12 protein-coding genes are annotated in these 18,554 nt (G+C 60.3%); 3 read left to right on the forward strand and 9 right to left on the reverse strand.

Annotated features, from left to right (window positions below; all coding sequences use genetic code 11):
• Window positions 1-50: 50 nt before the first annotated feature.
• The 6 genes from ACM110_RS20055 to pvdM all read right to left on the reverse strand — a co-directional run bounded on the left by ACM110_RS20055 (window position 51) and on the right by pvdM (window position 9,782).
• Window positions 51-1,244 (reverse strand): Fic family protein, encoded by a 1,194-nt coding sequence (locus ACM110_RS20055; protein ID WP_416129129.1) that lies wholly within the window; start codon window positions 1,242-1,244, stop codon window positions 51-53.
• A 420-nt stretch (window positions 1,245-1,664) separates the two neighbouring features.
• Window positions 1,665-4,145, reverse strand: a complete 2,481-nt coding sequence (locus ACM110_RS20060; protein ID WP_416129130.1) for a TonB-dependent siderophore receptor — start codon at window positions 4,143-4,145, stop codon at window positions 1,665-1,667.
• Between the two features lie 117 nt (window positions 4,146-4,262).
• Window positions 4,263-5,912 (reverse strand): cyclic peptide export ABC transporter, encoded by a 1,650-nt coding sequence (locus ACM110_RS20065; protein WP_416129131.1) that lies wholly within the window; start codon window positions 5,910-5,912, stop codon window positions 4,263-4,265.
• 207 nt (window positions 5,913-6,119) lie between these two features.
• Complete coding sequence (locus tag ACM110_RS20070) at window positions 6,120-6,983, reverse strand: formylglycine-generating enzyme family protein (RefSeq protein ID WP_416129132.1); 864 nt, start codon at window positions 6,981-6,983, stop codon at window positions 6,120-6,122.
• 127 nt (window positions 6,984-7,110) lie between these two features.
• Complete coding sequence (locus tag ACM110_RS20075) at window positions 7,111-8,403, reverse strand: aminotransferase class V-fold PLP-dependent enzyme (RefSeq protein ID WP_416129133.1); 1,293 nt, start codon at window positions 8,401-8,403, stop codon at window positions 7,111-7,113.
• Window positions 8,404-8,432: 29 nt separating this feature from the next.
• Window positions 8,433-9,782, reverse strand: a complete 1,350-nt coding sequence (pvdM, locus tag ACM110_RS20080; protein ID WP_416129134.1) for a pyoverdine-tailoring dipeptidase-like protein PvdM — start codon at window positions 9,780-9,782, stop codon at window positions 8,433-8,435.
• A 238-nt stretch (window positions 9,783-10,020) separates the two neighbouring features.
• On the opposite strand from pvdM, the gene ACM110_RS20085 reads away from it, so the two are divergent.
• A complete protein-coding gene (locus ACM110_RS20085; RefSeq protein WP_416129135.1) occupies window positions 10,021-11,631 on the forward strand; it encodes a PvdJ/PvdD/PvdP-like protein in 1,611 nt (536 codons plus the stop codon).
• Between the two features lie 109 nt (window positions 11,632-11,740).
• Here the strand turns inward: ACM110_RS20085 and ACM110_RS20090 are convergent, their stop codons facing one another.
• From ACM110_RS20090 to ACM110_RS20100, 3 genes are read right to left on the reverse strand one after another with little or no spacing between them, the layout of a single operon-like run.
• Window positions 11,741-13,135, reverse strand: coding sequence for an efflux transporter outer membrane subunit (locus tag ACM110_RS20090; RefSeq protein WP_416129136.1), 1,395 nt, complete (start codon window positions 13,133-13,135; stop codon window positions 11,741-11,743).
• A 7-nt stretch (window positions 13,136-13,142) separates the two neighbouring features.
• On the reverse strand, window positions 13,143-15,116 hold the full coding sequence (locus ACM110_RS20095) for a MacB family efflux pump subunit (protein WP_416129137.1): 1,974 nt from the start codon (window positions 15,114-15,116) through the stop codon (window positions 13,143-13,145).
• Entirely contained in the window at window positions 15,117-16,289 is a 1,173-nt protein-coding gene (locus tag ACM110_RS20100; RefSeq protein ID WP_416129138.1) for an efflux RND transporter periplasmic adaptor subunit, read from the reverse strand.
• Between the two features lie 232 nt (window positions 16,290-16,521).
• Here ACM110_RS20100 and ACM110_RS20105 point away from each other — a divergent pair, with 232 nt between their 5' ends.
• Complete coding sequence (locus ACM110_RS20105; protein WP_416129230.1) at window positions 16,522-17,046, forward strand: sigma-70 family RNA polymerase sigma factor; 525 nt, start codon at window positions 16,522-16,524, stop codon at window positions 17,044-17,046.
• A gap of 146 nt (window positions 17,047-17,192) precedes the next feature.
• Window positions 17,193-18,530, forward strand: coding sequence for a lysine N(6)-hydroxylase/L-ornithine N(5)-oxygenase family protein (locus ACM110_RS20110; protein ID WP_416129139.1), 1,338 nt, complete (start codon window positions 17,193-17,195; stop codon window positions 18,528-18,530).
• Window positions 18,531-18,554 lie beyond the last annotated feature (24 nt).

Consider the following 18,554-nt stretch of genomic DNA (forward strand, 5'->3'; position numbering starts at 1 on the left):
ACAATGGCGGTTTTTTCGTTTCAGAGATGTTCGTTTTGCTTTGGCCCCAGCTACTGAAAGCGTCTGTGTAGGTCCGGGAAAATGTCTTGGGCAAACCATGCAGGAAGTCCAGGTGTGACGATGCGCGATTTGGGCGTCCGACTTTCTACTAGCCCGACTTTGATCAACCTGGACAACTCGTCGATTGCCGGACGGGGTGTCAGACCGGTGAATGTCTTGATCTCATTGCGTGGCAGGCTGCCTTGGGTGATCAAGGCAATGATCGCCGGTGCACTCTCCGGGCGGATACCTTGCTGTACAAGCTTTTCGTTATACCGAAACGCGCGTGTCACTCGCTCCCGAAGCCTGGAAGGGTCGACTGCGGCAGTCATGTAGTCCACTTGGTCATGACAAACCTGCAGCATGAACTCAATGAACTCAAAATAGCGTTTCTGCGACATTTGGCCCCGGCCGTCCAGATCGCCTTCACGCGGGCGATCGGCCATTGCAAGAGTCCTGTAGTAGTCCTCGTGCCGCCGCGCCAAGCCACGCGAGAGTGACCAGAGAGTGGGCTCCAGTCCCAGGCTAACTAACTGCAGATGAGTAATCAGTCGAGCAACCCGACCGTTACCGTCTGGAAATGGGTGAACCCAGGCGAGACGATGATGGTAAGCAAGCGCGGAAACAAGCTGACGACGAGGGTCTGTCTGGTTGCCAAAACCTGCTTGTAGATGACGCAGCATGATTTCAACCGATGAGGCGTCAGGGGCATCATGGTTGCCGACGATGACGTTCTGACCCGTGACCGACCGGAGTACACCTGACTCCATGATTGAGCCATCTGCCAAGGTGCGTTCTGCATCCGTGGTGCCCCTGAACAGTCGGTTGTGCAGCGTGCTCACCATTTCCGGTGCAAACATGCCGGACCAGCCAATCGGCCCGCGTTGGCGCAAAGTACGTTCAAACAATGCCTGGACCGCCATGTGTTCAACCGCGAGGCTTTTGAGCAATTTGCGCTCTTTGATCGGTGCCGTTTGCGCTCGCTGCATATCAGCAGGTTCGGTGTACTGGCCTTCGATAAGGTTCGAGTAGTAAGTGTTGGTGATTTGCAGGAGTCGGCCGAGACGCGCCGAAGTCTGTGTGGGAAGACGTCCGGCTAAAAATTGCGTCTTCCTGGGCAACGCATCCGCGAGTGCAATAATTGATTGAGGTAAAGCCTCGGGAAGAATCGGGTCGAGCCAGGTTTTTGATGAAATCAGGGGCATAGAAATTTTGCCGGTTGATTATTCTTCACATTTATTTCACATGTGTTGTTGATTGGCAAGCCTTAATTTATTGGGCTTTATCCATGTATTGCTCGAGTTTTCGTCGATTTATCTTCACATTTTTTTTCGCATACTGGTGCAAACATCACCTTAGGCATTCGACGATTGAACCTGATGCATTCGGTGCCGCCACGTTAGCCGTTGCCCTTCTGACGGCCAACCTTAAAAACACGTGTGAAATTTCGTCATTTTTCTGAGAACGAACGTCGCGTGTAGGACTTGATAGCAGCCCCGTAAGTCTTGGGGCAGTGTTTGTAAATTGCCATCGCGAGCAGGCGGTATCAAACTCAGTGCAAATTTCTCGCCCATAAAAAAATGCCCGCATCTCACGACACGGGCATTTTTCATTTCGGCTCAGGTTCAGAAGTCGTACTTAGCCGTTACCTGGAAGTTACGCGGCTCGCCGTAGAAGGTTGTGCCGAAGTTGCCCAGGCCTGTCAGGTACTTTTTGTCGAAGACGTTGTAGGCGTTGGCGGTGAAGCTCAGGTGCTCGTCGTACTGATAACGGGTCATCAGGTCGACAAGGGTGTATCCGCCTTGCTTGAGGTTGACGTTTGCGCCTTCACCGCTGCCATCCACGCTCGGGTTGAAAGTCTGGCCGTAGAACGCGCTCTGCCAGCTCACACCGCCACCGACGGTGACTTGGTCCAGTGCACCAGGCAGACGGTAAGTGGTGAACGTACGCACGACGTGTTCCGGCTTGGAGGTGGCCAACGGGAAACCGAAGATGCGTTGCTCGTCCTTGTCACGGGAGCGGGCGTAGGTGTAGCCGGCCGAGAGGTTCCAGCCTTCAGCCAGTTCACCAGCGAGCTCCAGCTCCACACCTTTGGTGGTGGCACCGTTCGTTGGCTTGTAGACGTCCTGACCGGTGTCGGTGTCGGTGGTGACGTACTGGGCGACGTTGTCCTGTTCGATGCGGAAGAAGGCCAGGCTGGCGTTCAACTTGCCTTCGAAGTAGGCGGCTTTCAGACCGGTCTCGTAGCTGTCACCTTCAACCGGTTCCAGGGTCTTGCCGCTGGCGTCCTTGTAGATTTGCGGCTGGTAGATGCTGGTGTAGCTGGCATACACCGAGTACGTATCGTCGAGGTCATAGACCACACCGGCGTAAGGCGTGACCACGCCATGTTCCTTGTAGCTGGCGTGGGTGTCGGCCAGGCCGGCGCCAGGGTAGTAGGTGTAATCCTCGTTGTACTTGAAGGTACTTACGCGGCCACCAAGGATGAACGACAGGTCGTCGGTCGGACGCAGGCGCGTGGCCAGGTAAGCGCCGTTCTGGCTTTGGGTACGTTCGTACTTGCCGTTTTTCGGGAACTCCTGTTTCGCGATGTGGCCTTCCCAGTCAAAGATGTCGCCCGGGACCAGGCCGAACTCGCTGGTGTCGTAGGTGGAACCTGTCTGACGCGAGTGGGAGGTCATGAAGCCCGCGACCAGTTCATGCTCGCGGCCGCCGAGGGAAAACGGACCGGAGACGTTGATGTCAGCGGTGTTCTGTACGCGGTGGCCTTCCCAGCGACCCCAGTAAAAGAACATGCCTTCGCCGGTGGCGCGATCCGGGTTGCCGCCGCTGGCGGAGGCCAGTTGGGTATCGTGATCGGTGGTTTTCTGGTCCAGCGTGGCCTTGAGTTTCCAGTCGTTGGCCAGCGCTTGTTCCAGGGACGCGAAGTAGGTGGTGCTGTCGAAGTCACGACGGCTCCAGTCGGAACCCGGGTTGAAACTGCGCGAGAAATCGGTACGGCCACCGTCGGTGAAGAACGGCGAGTTACCGGTCCAGGAGCTGCCGCGCGGGGTGGCGCTGGACTTGTCGACGCCCAGGGTCAGCAGAGTGTCATCGGTCAGGTCAGCCTCGAGGATGCCGTAGTACAGGTCTTTCTTCTGGCTGTAGTGGTCGATGTACGAATCTTTGTCCTGCAGGGCGCCGACAAAACGGCCGCGCACGCTACCGGTATCGTTCAGCGAACCGGAGATGTCGCCTTCGGTGCGGTAGTTGTCCCAGGAACCGGCGGTGGCGCTGACCGATGCCTTGAAATCTTTGGTCGGCTTCTTGCGCACCAGGTTGACGGTCGCGGCCGGGTCACCGGCACCGGTCATCAGGCCGGTCGAGCCCTTGATGACCTCGACGCGATCGAGGCTGGCGGAGTCGTCGCTGTTGTTCGGGTTTTCACCGTAGACACCGTCGTAAGGAATGTTGACGCCGTCGTACTGAAAGTTGGTGATGGCAAAGCCACGGGTGGAAAACTCGGTACGGTCACTGTCGTATTTTTGCATGGTGACGCCAGGCGTGTTGCGCAGGACATCACCCACGCTCTTTGAGCCTTGGTCATCCATCTGCTGACGCGTCACCACGGTCACCGATTGCGGCGTTTCGCGAATGGTCAGCGGCAGCTTGGTGGCGGTGGTGGTGGCGCCGGTGGTGTAGGAACCGGTGTCTTCGGTGGTCAGGCCCAGTGCCTGGCCGGAAATGGTGGTCGCGCCCAGTTGCAGGCTCGAGGAGCCGCCGGAAATCAGCGTCACGCTGTTGCCGTTGATCTGGAACGAAATGCCGGTGCCCTTGAGCATTTCGGCCAGGGCCGCGGACGGCTCCAGCGAACCGGACACGGCGCGGGACTTGATGCCGGCAACCTGGTCCGGGCTGTAGAGAATTTGCAGATTGGTCTGCATGCCCAGCTCGGTCAGCGCGCTGGACAGCGGCTGCACGGAGATACTCACTTTTACAGGCGCTGCGTTGGCCATGTTGCTCCCCAGCAACGTGGCGGTCAGCAGAACGCTGGTCAACAGGGTCCGATGCAGAGACGGGCGCTGTACGGCCAGTGCGAGAGGTGTGCGGCGTGGAAGAGATCGCATTACTTACCTGTGCTCCTGAAAAAGTGTCGTGCAGAGTTTTTGTTAATAGGAATGATTATTAAGACGGGGCGTGAATGCGAAACCGGAAAAGAAATGTGAAAAAAATGTCATTGGGGTTCAGGCAGGCGTCAGCTCGGTGACGACCCGGCCGCTTTCCATGCGCACCAGTTGATCGGCGACATCGAAATAACGGTCGTCGTGGGAGATCACGATGATGGTCTTGCCCAGGCGTTTCAGGTCCGGTAGCAGCTCGGTGTAGAAAATCCGGCGGAAGGTCGGGTCCTGGTCGGCGGCCCATTCGTCGAACACCAACACCGGGCGTTCTTCCAGCCACGCGTTGACCAGCGCCAGGCGTTTGCGCTGGCCGGTGGAGAGGTCGGTGGTGGTGAAATTGCCGTCCTTGACGCTGACCTTGTGTGCGATCTCCAGGCGTTGCAGGTATTTGTTGGCGTCTTCCGGGATGTGCGTATCGCCCTGGACCACGTCGTCGAACAGGTAGTAATCGGCGAAGATGGTGGTGAACAACTGGCGATAGTCGTCGCGGTTCTGCGCGTCGATGGCTTCGCCGTTGACGCGGATCTGCCCCTGTTGCGGGGTGTACAGGCCCAGCAGCAACTTGATCAGCGTGGTCTTGCCGCAGCCGTTCTCGCCGACGATGAAAGTGATGTCGCCTTGTTTGATCGTCAGGTTCACCGGCCCCAATTGAAACGGCGCGGCACCGTCGACGGACGGGAAGGCGTAGCGCACGTCGGCCAGTTGCAGTTCGTGTACAGCCGGTTTGACGTCGCCCTGATCGCTAAGCAGCAGATGCGCTTCCGGGGTGGAAAATTGCTCGGACAATTCGGCGATGCGGCGGAAGGCGATCTGCGCGCGGCTGACGATCGGCAGGGTGCTGATCAAGTGTTCCAGCGGGCCTTTCATGTACAGCAGCACCAGCACGAAGCCGCTCATCACGGTTTTGTCGGCGCTCGGCCAGAAGGTTTGCAGCGCCAACGCCAAGCCGATGACCACGAAGAACAGCATCGAGCCGAAGGTCTTGGCGATGACGAAGGTGTTGATCGAACGCACCTGGGTGTTGCAGATGAATTCGGCAGTGCCCTTGATGCCCGAGGTGAACATGCGCTGGCGACGTGGGCGGTGAATGCGCAGTTCCTTGGCGCCTTCGGCGATTGCGTTGTAGTGCTTTTGCAGTTCGTCTTCGGCGTCACGGGCGGCCATGAATCCTTGCACGCCTTTGCTCTGGGCATAGGCCTGGATCGCGGTGCCGATCAGGATCGCGGCGACCATGATCAGGAACATCGGCCACGAGAGGATCGCCAGGTAGCCCATGCAACCCAAAGTCACGGTGACGGAAATCGCCAGTGGCGCGAAGGCGAAGGCGAAGTCGCTGATGGTGTCGACGTCGTGGGTCAGCACCGGGATCAGCCGATGGCTGCGGTAGCGCTCGATCTGTTCGATCGGCGCCGACAGGACTTTTTCACCCAGCTGTTTACGCAGCTTGGCGATGATGTGCTGGCCGACGTAGTTGGTGCCGATGTCGGAGCAGATCGAACTGGCCAGCGCCAGCAGGCACAGACCGGCGAACAGCGCGACCACGCCCTGGGTCAGGCCGCTGTCCGAATGCAAAGCGTTGTTGATGGTCGCCAGCAGCACCGTGACGCTCAGGCCGCCGACCATGCCCAGGAAAATGGACGCAGCGACGATCAGTCGAAAGGGTTTGAGCAGGGCGAACAATTCGCCGATGGCGCCTCGGGTGGGCTGGGTCATGGAAGACAGTTCCTTGGGTCGGAAGGCAGATACCCAGTAGAACGTCTGGTCGAGGGGTTAATTTAGAGAGGTGCCGACTGATGGCGGAGTTGGCACACAGAAACCTGTAGGAGCTGCCGAAGGCTGCGATCTTTTGATCCTGTTTGTAAAAATCAAAGTCAAAAGATCGCAGCCTTCGGCAGCTCCTACAAGGGGAGGGGTTCAGGTTTAGAGGTCGCGCACTACCCGAAAGCCCATCCAGTCCCCACGTTCCTGCGGGTACTGGCTGTTGCGGTTGCCGGAGCGGGAGAACACCGGTGCTTCACCCCAGTCGTTGCCGCGGATGCGCACGGCTTCGCAGTTGGGTTCCAGCCAGGCGCTGCCGTCGGTGGGGGCGCCGACGTAGTTCGGGTGTTCGCAGTCTTCGACCCATTCGTAGACGTTGCCGTGCATGTCGTACATGCCGAAGGCGTTGGGCGGGTAGCTGCCCACTGGCGAGCTGTAGCTGTAGCCATCCGCCGGGCCGTAGGTGTTGGCGTGCTTGGCGATGCTGTATTCCTTGCCTTCATCGAACGGGAAGGGGAACGGGCCCTTGGTGCCGCCGCGTGCGGCGTATTCGCGTTGGGCTTCGCTGACCATGCTGTACTTCTGCCCGGTTTTTTTCGACAGCCAGGCAACGTAGTTTTTAACATCGTCGAAGTTCATGCACACCGCCGGCTGGCGCGGGCTCTGTGGATAACGCGGCTTGCTGGCGATGCATTCGCGACCGGGGCGGGTATCGCCGTTGGCGATGGTCACGCCGCTCTCCTTCACATAGCTGTCCCACTCACCGGCGGTGATCTGGAAGCGGCTCATGGCGAACGGCTTGGCGAAGGTCACATCATGCATCGGCCCTTCATCGGGCTCGCGGCCGACTTCGTCATCCGGGGTGCCCATGGTGAAGGTGCCAGCAGGCAGAACCACCATTTCCGGGCAGTTCTTGCAGTCCTTGAATACCTTGCCCGGTGGCGGGGACGTGGCGGCTTGCGCGGCAGACGGCAGCAGGAGGGCGAGGATGGCAGCCAGTCCAGCGGTCAGCAGATTTCGGTTCATGAATCATCTCTATCAAATAAAAAAACGGGGCGAACACTTTAGGAGCTGCCTCAGGATGCTATATTTTGATTTTTACAAGCAAGATCAAAAGATCGCAGCCTGCGGCAGCTCCTACAGGGGGAGCGTGTCAGGCGGTTTTGTTGAGCAAGGCCATGAAGCGGTCGATTTCGTTTTCGCTGTTGAGCAGGCCGGGGGCGATACGGATCACAGGGCCGACGTCGCGGTCGACCGAGTCACAGACCACGCGGTTCTGCATCAACCCGCTGGCGATTTTTTCGCAGTCCATATCCTTGATCCGGAAGAAGGTGAAACCGGCGGACAGCTGCGGACTTTGCGGCGTGACCAGTTCGATCCGTGGCTGTTCCAGCAGACGATTCTTGGCATAGGTGTTGAGCGCGTGGATGCGTGCCTGGACCTCGGCCTTGCCCAGGTCGAGGTGCAACTTGAATGCTTCGTCCGCCGCCCAGCGATGCTCGAAACTGTGATAGCCGCCGGGGGTCATGATGGTCGCGAAATCGGTGGATTCGCTGAAGGTCGGAATGATCGGCGTGACGTCCTTGACCTCGGCGGAGCGGGCGCAAATGATCCCGGTGCCGCGAGGACCGAACATCCATTTGTGGGTGCCGGCAATGAAAAAATCGCAGTGCATGTCGGGAAAATCCAGGTTCTCGACACCAAAACCGTGCACGCCGTCGACCACATACAGAATGCGATCCTTCTCGTCGCGCTGGCGGTTCAGCTCTTCGACCAATTTGCCGATTTCACCGATCGGCAGTTTCACGCCGCTGCCCGATTGCACCCAGGTCATGCCCAGCACGCGGGTTTCCGGGCGGATGCCTTTGCTGATCGAATCCAGCACTTCATCCACGGAAATATCGTGGCTGTTCTCGAACAACTTGAGTTTGCGCACCTTGGTGCCCTGGCGTTGCTGACGGAATTCCAGGGTGTAGTTGGTGGAGTAATGTTCGTGTTCGCTGACCAGGATTTCCTGATCCGGGCGCACATGAATCCCGCCGTAAATCATCGCCAGGCCTTCTGTGGTGCTGCCTGTCAGCGCGATCTGCTCAGGTTTGGCGTTGAGGTAACGGCCGGCCCAGACCCGCACGTTGTGCTCGCGTTTCTCGGTTTCCTGCAGGTCCCAGTCCATGGCGCGGCCGGGGTTGCGGTCGATGTTGGCGCGGTGCATGTCGATCGCATTGCGCACCGGTGTCGGGTGCGAGGTCACCAGAAAGTTGGCGAAGTGCAGGTAGTCCGGGTCCTGATTGAACAACTGGCGCAGTTGCGCCCATTTGCCCTTGGGCAGCGGTTGCGGCTGCTGTTGTAGATTGCCGGCCAGCGCCGGCAGACTCACACCGGCAGTCAACGGCAGGCCGGCGGCCAGAATACCGGCCTGCTTGAGGAATGAACGACGGTTGGTCATGGCTTCGGCTTCGCTTGGCAAAAGTGGCATCAGTTTTTGGCGACGGGTCTGGAGGATTTCTCGACCTGATCCCAGACCCGCAGGAAATTGCCGCCCCAGAGCTTGGCGATGTCGGCCTCGCTGTAACCGCGACTGATCAGTTCGGCGGTCACGTTGCGCGCCTCGCTGACATCCTTCCAGCCATCGAGGCCGCCGCCGTCGTTGAAGTCGGAGCTGATGCCGACGTGATCGATGCCGATTTTCTTCACCGCGTAGTCAATCGCGTCGCCGTAATCCTTGAGGGTGGCCTTGGGTTCTTCGTCGACGATGGCGTAGAGCTGGCTGGCGTATTCGCCGAAACGTTGCTCGGACCACACGGTGATGACCGGATCGCCCGGCATCAACGCCATTTCGAGGCCTTGCAAGGGTTGCAGGTCGAAGCGCGCACGCAGGGCGTTGAGTTTGTCCTGGGTGGCCTGGCTCAGCGGGCGGATGTAGGTCGGGAAACCGACGATCTGCACCACGCCGCCGCTGTCCTTGATCAGTTGCATTTCGTGGTCGCTCAAGTTGCGCGGGATGTCCACCAGCCCTCGCGGCGCCGAGTGCGACGCGACCATTGGCGTGCGGCTCAAACGCGCGACTTGCTCCAGGGCTTTGGTCGACATCTGCGATACATCGATAATCACGCCCAAATCGTTGAGGCGGTGCACGGCTTGTTTGCCGATGTCCGAGAGCCCGCCGAGGGCATCCCGCGAATCATTGAAAAACGGCAGCGGCCGCGACGAATCGGCCCAGGCGTTGTTGCCCACATAACTGAAGCCGAACATGCGCATGCCGCGTGCGGCCCACTTGTCCAGGGCGTTGAGGTCGTTGCCCAGCGGGTAGGCGTTGAGCATGCTCATGAAAATCGCAAACTTGCCTTCGCCATGCAGGCGGCGGAAATCGTCGGGGGTGTAGGCGATGGCGACCTGATTGGGATAGTCGCGCACCATCGTGCTGATGATTTTGTAGCGGGTTTCCTGCTCGAATCGCGCCTCTTCGATGAAACCGGCGGTAGGGCGATGCGGCGCGTTGGGACCGTTCCAGATTTCCGGCCAGCCGAAGATGGTCAGTGCCGCGCCGGACAGGCGACCGCGCCCGGTTTTCACCAGGTCGAACTGGCCGCTGCCGTCCTTGTCGGCTTCGTTGCCGGCGGTGCCGAAATCCATTGGCACGGTGATGTGACTGTCGAACGAAAGAAGGCGCTCATGCAGTTCATCGGCCTGTTTCATCACCTTGACCGGGTAGCCGGGATTGTCCTTGAACCAGTAATCCCAGGCCGCGAAGCCGGCACCGGCGCTGATCGCCAGGGCCAGCGGCAGGCCGATGAAAAGAGCCTTTTTCGAACGTGGTTTTGTCATTGCCGTCTCAGTCAGGTTCGCCGCAGGGGGCTTTGCTATCTGGGAGGAACGAGTAAACCGCACTGGAATTTAGGTTGTCCCGAAAAGATCGCAGCCTTCGGCAGCTCCTACATTGGATCGGCGTGCCCCTGTAGGAGCTGCCGAAGGCTGCGATCTTTTCGGGGCGCCATAAATTTATGGGGGCAACAAACGTTCTAGCTTGGATAAAGCCTGCTTCATGGCTGACACAGGTAGGGCAATGACGATTTCTCGACGATGGTTCATGGCGGGCCTGGCGCTGACCAGCGCTGCCGTGCCTGCGGCTTTTTATGGGCATCGCGAATGGACGAAACCGGATCCGACGATCACGCCGGGCGAAGCTTCATTCGATGTGGCGGATGTCGCCGGCCAACGCCTGGCGGATACGCTGCGCGGTGTCTGGCAGATTCGTTTCGAGGGGCGAGACGCGGGGCTTGAAGGCTTGCCGCGGGACGGTCTGGAAGTGTTTCTCGACATCGGGCACAAAGGTCGTGGCCTGATCGGTTTTCTCGACACCGCTGAACGTTTGCGTTCCAGCGAGCAGCCTCGTTACCGGGTGCTCGGCGATCTGGCCGGCGTCAAACCGGCGCAGTTGAGTTGGCGACTGGTCAGTGTCAATGGCAGCTGTGACTACGAATTCAGCATGGCGCTGGACGAAGTCTGGGCCGGTTTCGGCAATGCCGGCAGCGGCTCTTTGAGCGGTCGCGTGCTGGATCTGGATCGGCCGTTGATGCTGACGGCGCAGGACAATCGTTTCGTCGCCGTGAAGAAAGTTTTCCCCGAAGCCCGCGAGCGCACCGGCCTGAATCCGCCGCTGTTGGCGTGGCTGACGTCCCAGGAGCATCGCCTGTTTCACCAGCTCTGGCATGCGTCCCGTGACAAGTGGCACACCTTGCCCGAAGACAAGCGCAATGCCTTGCGCGGTATCGGCTGGCAGCCGGGCCCACGGGATCAGGAACGTGATGCTCGCGGCAAGCGCAAGGATCGCAACGGCTCGGGCGTGGATTTTTTCTTCATGCATCGGCACATGCTCGGTACGGCGCGCTCGTTACAGGATTTGCCATCGTGGATGCATTTTCCGCTGCCGCAGCCTGAACTGGCCCGGGACCGCATCGGCTTCGCCAACTATTTCGACAACCACGATGGCACCGCGCTGCCGCCGACCTGGCTGGCCGAGGACGATGACGAGTACTCGCAGTGGGTCAGCGATATCAAGTCCAATGAGACGTATCACAGCAATTTTCAGGTCTGGGAATCGCAGTACCGCGATCCGCGTTATTTGTCGAAGCTGACGTTGGGGCAGTTTGGTTCCGAGGTGGAGCTGGGCTTGCACGACTGGCTGCACATGCGCTGGGCTTCGGTGCCGCGTGATCCGTCCAATGGTCAGCCGGTGCCGTTCGCTCGCGATCCGGCGGATTTTTCCGCGCGTTGGTATGCGCCGGAGAATGACTTCCTCGGCGATCCGTTTTCTTCCCACGTGAATCCGGTGTTCTGGCATTTTCATGGCTGGATCGATGACCGCCTGGAAGACTGGTTCCGCGCCCATGAGCGCTTCCATCCGGGTGAGGTCAGTCGATTGCAGGTCAATGGTGTGCCGTGGTTTGCGCCGGGGCGCTGGGTCGAGATCGCCGACCCGTGGCTGGGCCCGAGCACTCATGGTTGCAGCACCACGCCGGGGTTGCAGGCCGGCAAGTCGGTGGAGATGGACCCGGAAACCATGAAGCTGGCGCTGCGGATTACCTTTGGCGAGGACGAAAAGAAACTCGCGGATCTGTTCCGCAAGGTGCCGCAACGGCCATGGTATGCGCGGCATTTGAAGGCCAAGGCCTAAAGCAAAAGATCGCAGCCTTCGGCAGCTCCTGCAGGTTATGTGTTATGCGCAAAATGCGCGGTAAACATCGCCCCTGTAGGAGCTGCCGAAGGCTGCGATCTTTTGATCTTCAGAGCGTTTGCCACCCACCCCCAAGCGCCTTGTACAACGCAATACTCGCCTGCATCCGCGACAACCGCAGTTGTACATTCAAATCCTGCGCCGCATACAGCGTGCGCTGGGTCTCCAGCACCGTCAGCAAATCTTCGGCACCCGCTTCATAGCGGCTTTGCGCAATGTTGAAGGCAGTTTGCGCCTGATTCAGTTCTTCGCTTTGCCACTGCCGTTGCTCGTCCAGTCCGCGAATGCTGTTCAGCGCTTTCTCGACGTCGGCGAAACCATTGATGATCGCCCCACGATAGCTTTCCAGCAGTTCTTCCTGACGGGCCGTGGCCTTGTCGCGCTCGGCGCCGAGGCGGCCATTGTTGAACACAGGCCCGAGCAATCCTGCGGTGAGGTTGTAGAACGGGCTGCGTAGAATGTCGCCCGCGCGGTCGGCACCAGAGCCGATTTCCGCGCTCAGGGTGACGGTCGGCAACATCGCGGCGCGGGCCACGGTGACGTCGGCCTGGGCCGCGGCCAGTTGCGCTTCGGCCCGGGCGATGTCCGGGCGACGGCTGAGCAATTGGCTGGGCACGCCGGCATCGATGGCTGGCCATGACAATTGGTCAAAGCGTTCCTGGCCGAGGGACAACTCCTGCACCGGGCGACCGAGCAGGGCGGCGAGGCTGATCTGCGCGTCCGTGGCTTGTTGCTGTACCAGCGGCAATTGCCGTTGCTGCGCTGCCACCAGGCTTTTTTGCTGGGCCAGTTCCAGAGCGGTTGCCGAGCCTGAATCAAAACGGGTCTGCACCAGTTTCAAAACGTTCTGCGCGTTGGCCAGATTCAACGCGGCGATGCGGCTCTGTTCGTGCAACGACAGGGTTTGCGCATAGCCATTGGCAACACCGCTGAGCAACGTCAGCTCAACCGTCGCCTGATCGAACTCGCTGGCGCGCAGGGCGAATTGCGCGCTGTCGCGGGAGGCGCGCTGGCCACCCCAGAAATCGATCTCGTAACTGGCCGTCAGATTGGCGTTGAAGTAATCCACAGCACTGTTGTCGCTGTCGGCATCCAGTTGGCTGTAGCCGTTGCCGCGCAGCAGTTTCTGGCGGTTGGCGTTGGCGCCGGCCTTGACCTCGGGCAACTGTGAGCCGCCGGCGACCACCGTTTCAGCCTGCGCCTGACGTACTCGGGCGATGGCGGCGGCCAGGTCGTAACTGCCGACCCTGGCCTGTTCGATCAGGCGCCCCAGCTGGGGGCTGCCGAAGCGGTTCCACCATTGCTGGTTGTCGCGGGTGGCGCCGGCGGTGTGCGGCGATTGCCAGGCGGCGGGCGGCGCAATGCCGCTGTCCGGACGCTGGGCAGGGCTGCCGCAGGCGCTGAGCAGCAGGCATATGGTCAACAGGCTGAGTGGCGGCTTCATCGATCGATTATTCACTGGTAAGGGCCGTGACCGGGTCGAGTCGGGCAGCTTTGCGGGCCGGCATGAAGCCGAAGACAACACCGGTGACCAGGGCACAGCCGAAGGCGCCGAGTACCGCTATCAGGGAGAATGCGACCGCGACTTCGCTGAGGATCAGCACGCCGCCGACAATCAATGCCAGGGCAATCCCGGCGAGTCCGCCGACCACCGAGAGCATCACTGCTTCAGTGAGGAACTGGCGCAGGATGTCGCGCTGTCGGGCGCCGGTAGCCATGCGGATACCGATCTCGCGGGTACGCTCGCGCACGGTCATCAGCATGATGTTCATCACGCCGATGCCGCCCACCAGCAGCGAGATCGCCGCGATCGAACCGAGCATCAGCGACAGGGTATTTTGCGTGCGCGCTTCAGCCTGGATCATCGCTGCGTTGTTGGTCAGCTCGAAATCCTTCTTGCCGTTGTGCAGGCGCAGCATCAGTTGCTCGATGGCGTGCTCGGTCTCCTTGACCTTGCGCGCATCCGCCGCGGCAATCGCGATGTACTCCGGATTGTGCGTGCCGAAAAGGCGCACGCTGGCGGCGGAGTAGGGGATGGCGATGCGGTCGTCGCTGTCGGAGTCGCCGGAGCTGGCGCCTTTTTCCGCCAGCACGCCGACCACCTGAAACGGCACGTTCTCGATCAGGATGTACTGGCCGATGGGGTTGGCCACGTCCTTGAGCAATTTGGTGCGGACCTTGTGGCCGATCACGGCCACCGCAGCCGCATTCTGTTCATCGGCCTCGGTGAAGTAGCTGCCTTCGACCACGGGCCAGTTGAAGATCGCCGGGAAGTTGGTGTCGTTACCGCCGACGTAGCTCAAGTGGTCGAGGTTGCCGAAGCGCACCCCGGCTTCCTGGCCGTTGACCGGCATGATCCGCATCACTTGTGGCAGGCTCGCCACGGCCTTGACCTCGTCGAGGGTAATGATGCCCAGTGGCGTGCGCGGGTTGGGCGCCGAGCCGCTGAGGTAGATGATGTTGGAACCGAAGGCGCCCATCTGCGCCATGACCTGGCGCTTGCTGCCTTCGCCGACGGCGAGCATCACCACCACCGAAGCCACGCCGATGATGATCCCGAGCAGGGTCAGTGCGGTGCGGAACTTGTTGATCCACATCACTCGCCAGGCGGCTTGCACGGCGTCGACCAGTTCGCCTTTCCAGGCGCCGGTGGCTTCCGCGCCTTCACTCAGGCGTTTGCGTAAATCGACGGCTTGCAGGGCGCCGGGGGTGGAGGAGTGTTGCGCGGCGGGGTTGTCTTGGGCGCTGTCGCTGATGATCAAACCGTCGCTGATTTCGATGATGCGTTTGGCCCGCGCCGCCACTTCGCGGTCGTGGGTAATCAGGATGACCACGTGGCCCTGGCTCGCCAGCTCGTCGAGCAGCGCCATGACTTCCTTGCCACTTTGACTATCGAGGGCGCCGGTGGGTTCGTCGGCGAGGATGATGTGGCCGCCGTTCATCAAGGCGCGGGCGATGGACACCCGTTGCTGCTGCCCGCCCGAAAGTTGGTGCGGTCGGTTGCCGGTGCGCGAGGCCAGGCCGAGGCGGTCGAGCAGGGCGGCGGCGCGGGCGTGGCGCTCGGCGGCCGGCAAGCCTGCATAGATCGCCGGCATCTCGACGTTTTCCTGGGCCGAGCCGGATGGAATCAGGTGGTAACCCTGGAACACGAAACCGAAGGCTTCGCGGCGCAGCCACGCCAGTTCGTCACTGTCCAGCGCCGCGACGTTTTCCCCGGCGAAACGGTACTCGCCGGAGGTCGGACGGTCGAGGCAGCCGAGGATGTTCATCAGCGTCGACTTGCCGGAACCGGAGGCACCGACAATCGCCACGAATTCTCCGGCATGGATCGACAGGTCGATGCCACGCAACACGTGAACTTCAGGCGCGTCGCCACCACCGTAGGCTTTGCGGATGTCCTGCAGTTCGATCAGGGGCGTTTGCATTCAACCGCCGCTCCCGTCAGCCGGGCCGATCAACAGGTGATCGCCTTCCTGCAAGCCGTCGAGGATCTGCACCCGCAGGCGATCGCTGATGCCGGTGCGCACGTTGCGTTGTTCGATGCTGCCATTCTTGGCGACCACTTGCGCGATCTGGGTATCGGCTTGCGCGCCTGCTTGCAGCGAGGCAATCGGCGCGGTCAGTACGTTCTGCGCCTGATCGGCGACGAAAAATACCTGGGTGGTCATTTCCGCCATCAGCGCGTTGTCGGCGTTGTCGACGTCGAGCAACACGGTGTACAGCACCACGCGAGCGCTGCCGCTTTTACTCGAACTGGCGGGGCTGCCACCGCCCTGGCTGGTCTGATCGAGAGGTTTTGGCGGCACGGGCAGAATCTGCCGCACGGTGCTTTTCCAGCGTCGGGTGCCACCGCTGAGGGTGGTGAACCACGCCGTCATGCCGGGTTTGACGTGGCCGATGTCGGCTTCCGAGACTTCGGCCCAAACGGTCATCGGCGACAGTTTGGCGATGCGCAGAATCAGTGGTGTCTGCTGCTGGGCGTTGAGCGTTTGGCCCTCGCGGGCATCGAGCGCGACCACCGTGCCGGACATCGGCGCGTAAATTCGTGTGTAACCGAGTTCGGCCTGATCGCTGCGCAGGCTGGCCTGAGCCTGGCGAATCTGCGCCAGGAACATGTCGATCCGCGCCTGGGTGGCACGCAATTCGGCCTGGGCGGTCTGCACGTCTTCTTCGCGGGTGGCGCCGCCAGCCTTGAGGTTCTGCTGACGCTGGAATTTCTGCCGGGCCAGTTCATGCAGTGCCTTTTGCTCTTGCAGCTGCGCCTGGAGGTTTTCGATGGAGAAACGCCCGGCGTCGAGTTTGGCCTGTTGCGTGGACGGATCGATTTCCACCAGCAACTGGCCTTCCTTGACCACATCGCCGACTTCCACATGAATCTTGTGGATTTGCCCGGACGCCTGGGCGCCGACGTCGACATAGCGACGCGGTTGCAGGGTGCCCAAGGCCGTGACACTGCTTTCGATGTCCGCGCGGGTGACCTGCACGGTGGCAAACTGGTCACGGCCGGGCGGGATGATTTTCCAGGCGGCGACGGCGATGATGGGAATCAGGCAGAGTGCGACAAGCAGGGCGCGTCGGGTGTGACGGGGACGTTTCATGCAGTGTTCCGGCCAAAGGATTTCGGCCCGTCGTTCAGCGGCGGGAAGACGGGGAGCTGTCCTTTATACGTTGAAAGACCCGGGGAATTTAGCCCCGGACATATGGGTTACACGTGTAGACCATGACTATTTGTCGGGCAACACAAAGCAGTACTTTAAATCTATATGAGAATTACTATAAATTACGCAGCTCAAACTGCCACTATCGTGCCATTGCCCGTTTTTTTGGTCGATTAGCTGGTTCAAGGACAGAAACCGCACCCGTGCCGGAGTCATGTTGGAAAACTACTATCGAGAGCTGGTGTGTTTCCTGAACGCCAAGCTCGGCAACCGTCAGGTCGCCGAAGATGTGGTGCATGACGCTTATCTGCGAGTGCTGGAGCGTTCCAGCGACACGCCGATCGAGCAGCCCCGGGCATTCCTTTATCGCACCGCACTGAACCTGGTGATCGACGATCACCGGCGCAACGCCTTGCGCCAGGTCGAGTCGCTGGACGTGCTCGATAATGAAGAGCGCTATTTCTGCCCATCGCCTTTCAGCAGCCTCGATCATGGTCAGCGCCTGGACATGCTCCAGCGCGCGTTGGAGGAATTGCCACGGCTGTGCCGCGAGAGTTTCCTGTTGCGCAAGATCGAAGGCCTGTCACACCCGGAGATCGCTGAACGCCTGGGCATTTCCAAGGCGTTGGTCGAGAAACACATCGTCAACGCGATGAAGCATTGCCGGGTGCGCGTGCGGCAATGGGATGCGCATTGATCCTCCTTTGATCCCTTCTTATTAAATTTTATTTCACTGTCCTCGTTCCTACTCAACAGACGACCTACTGTCCTGCTCAAGGCCGGTCAGGTCACTTAGGCTCTCCTTGCCCCATTGTTGAGGGGTTCATCCAGAGGACACTGGAAATGACACAGGCAATTGCATCGCCCATCGTTCACGACCTGATCGGCGTCGGTTTCGGCCCTTCGAACCTGGCGCTGGCCATCGCTCTGCAAGAGCGCGGGCCGATCCAGGGCGAACTGGATGTACTGTTTCTCGACAAGCAGGCCAACTACAGCTGGCACGGCAACACCCTGTCGACCCAGAGCGAGTTGCAGATTTCCTTCCTCAAGGACCTGGTGACCCTGCGCAACCCGACCAGCCCGTATTCGTTCGTCAATTACCTCAAGGCCCACGGCCGTCTGGTGGACTTCATCAACCTGGGCACTTTCTATCCGTGCCGCATGGAGTACAACGACTACCTGCGCTGGGTCGCCGCGCAGTTCGAACGGCAGAGCCGCTACGGCGAAGAAGTGCTGACCATCGAGCCGGTGCTGCATAACCACCAAGTCGAAGCGCTGCGCGTGATTTCCCGTGATGCGAGCGGCCATCAACACGTGCGCACCGCGCGTTCCGTGGTGGTCAGCGCCGGCGGCACGCCGCGCATTCCCGAAGCGTTCAAGGCGCTGAAGGATGACGGTCGGGTGTTCCACCATTCGCAGTACCTGGCGCAAATGGCCAAGCAGCCGTGCGTCAACAACCAACCGATGAGCATCGCGATCATCGGCGGCGGGCAGAGTGCGGCGGAAGCCTTCATCGACCTCAACGACAGCTTCCCGTCGGTTCAGGTCGACATGATCCTGCGCGGCTCGGCGTTGAAGCCTGCGGACGACAGCCCGTTCGTCAACGAAGTGTTCTCGCCGGAGTTCACCGACCTGGTGTTTCAGCAGGAGAGCAGCGAGCGTGAGCGCCTGGTCAACGAGTACCACAACACCAACTACTCGGTGGTGGACATCGACTTGATCGAACGCATCTACGGGATTTTCTACCGTCAGAAAGTCTCGGGCATCGCCCGTCACGCGTTCCGTACCCTGACCACCATCGAAAAAGCCAACGCCACCGAGCGCGGCATTGAACTGGCGGTGCGCAACAACGCCACCGGCGAAGTCACGGTTCGTCACTACGACGCCGTGGTGTTGGCCACCGGTTACGAGCGGCAAATGCACCGCAAACTGCTCGCGCCACTGGAGCAATACCTGGGCGATTTCGAGGTTGATCGCAATTACAAACTGATCACTGACGAACGCTGCAAGGCCGGCATCTATATGCAGGGCTTCTGCCAGGCCAGCCACGGCTTGAGCGATACGCTGCTGTCGATCCTGCCGATCCGCGCCGATGAAATTGCCGGGTCGCTGTATGACCATGGCAAGAACCGCGGGCACAGCCGTTCGGTGGTGGATTTGTTGTTGGCGACTGCCAGCTGATATCAAGTTCAACTGCAAAAGATC

It is taken from the genome of Pseudomonas sp. NFX98 (genome assembly GCF_047784845.1).
Lineage (GTDB): Bacteria > Pseudomonadota > Gammaproteobacteria > Pseudomonadales > Pseudomonadaceae > Aquipseudomonas.

What these genes read in the sequence shown, in the direction of transcription:
- ACM110_RS20055 (WP_416129129.1), bottom strand. Translation starts at nt 1,244, where the DNA reads ATGCCCCTGATTTCATCAAAAACCTGGCTCGACCCGATTCTTCCCGAG.
- ACM110_RS20060 (WP_416129130.1), bottom strand. Translation starts at nt 4,145, where the DNA reads ATGCGATCTCTTCCACGCCGCACACCTCTCGCACTGGCCGTACAGCGC.
- ACM110_RS20065 (WP_416129131.1), bottom strand. Translation starts at nt 5,912, where the DNA reads ATGACCCAGCCCACCCGAGGCGCCATCGGCGAATTGTTCGCCCTGCTC.
- ACM110_RS20070 (WP_416129132.1), bottom strand. Translation starts at nt 6,983, where the DNA reads ATGAACCGAAATCTGCTGACCGCTGGACTGGCTGCCATCCTCGCCCTC.
- ACM110_RS20075 (WP_416129133.1), bottom strand. Translation starts at nt 8,403, where the DNA reads ATGACCAACCGTCGTTCATTCCTCAAGCAGGCCGGTATTCTGGCCGCC.
- pvdM (WP_416129134.1), bottom strand. Translation starts at nt 9,782, where the DNA reads ATGACAAAACCACGTTCGAAAAAGGCTCTTTTCATCGGCCTGCCGCTG.
- ACM110_RS20085 (WP_416129135.1), top strand. Translation starts at nt 10,021, where the DNA reads ATGACGATTTCTCGACGATGGTTCATGGCGGGCCTGGCGCTGACCAGC.
- ACM110_RS20090 (WP_416129136.1), bottom strand. Translation starts at nt 13,135, where the DNA reads ATGAAGCCGCCACTCAGCCTGTTGACCATATGCCTGCTGCTCAGCGCC.
- ACM110_RS20095 (WP_416129137.1), bottom strand. Translation starts at nt 15,116, where the DNA reads ATGCAAACGCCCCTGATCGAACTGCAGGACATCCGCAAAGCCTACGGT.
- ACM110_RS20100 (WP_416129138.1), bottom strand. Translation starts at nt 16,289, where the DNA reads ATGAAACGTCCCCGTCACACCCGACGCGCCCTGCTTGTCGCACTCTGC.
- ACM110_RS20110 (WP_416129139.1), top strand. Translation starts at nt 17,193, where the DNA reads ATGACACAGGCAATTGCATCGCCCATCGTTCACGACCTGATCGGCGTC.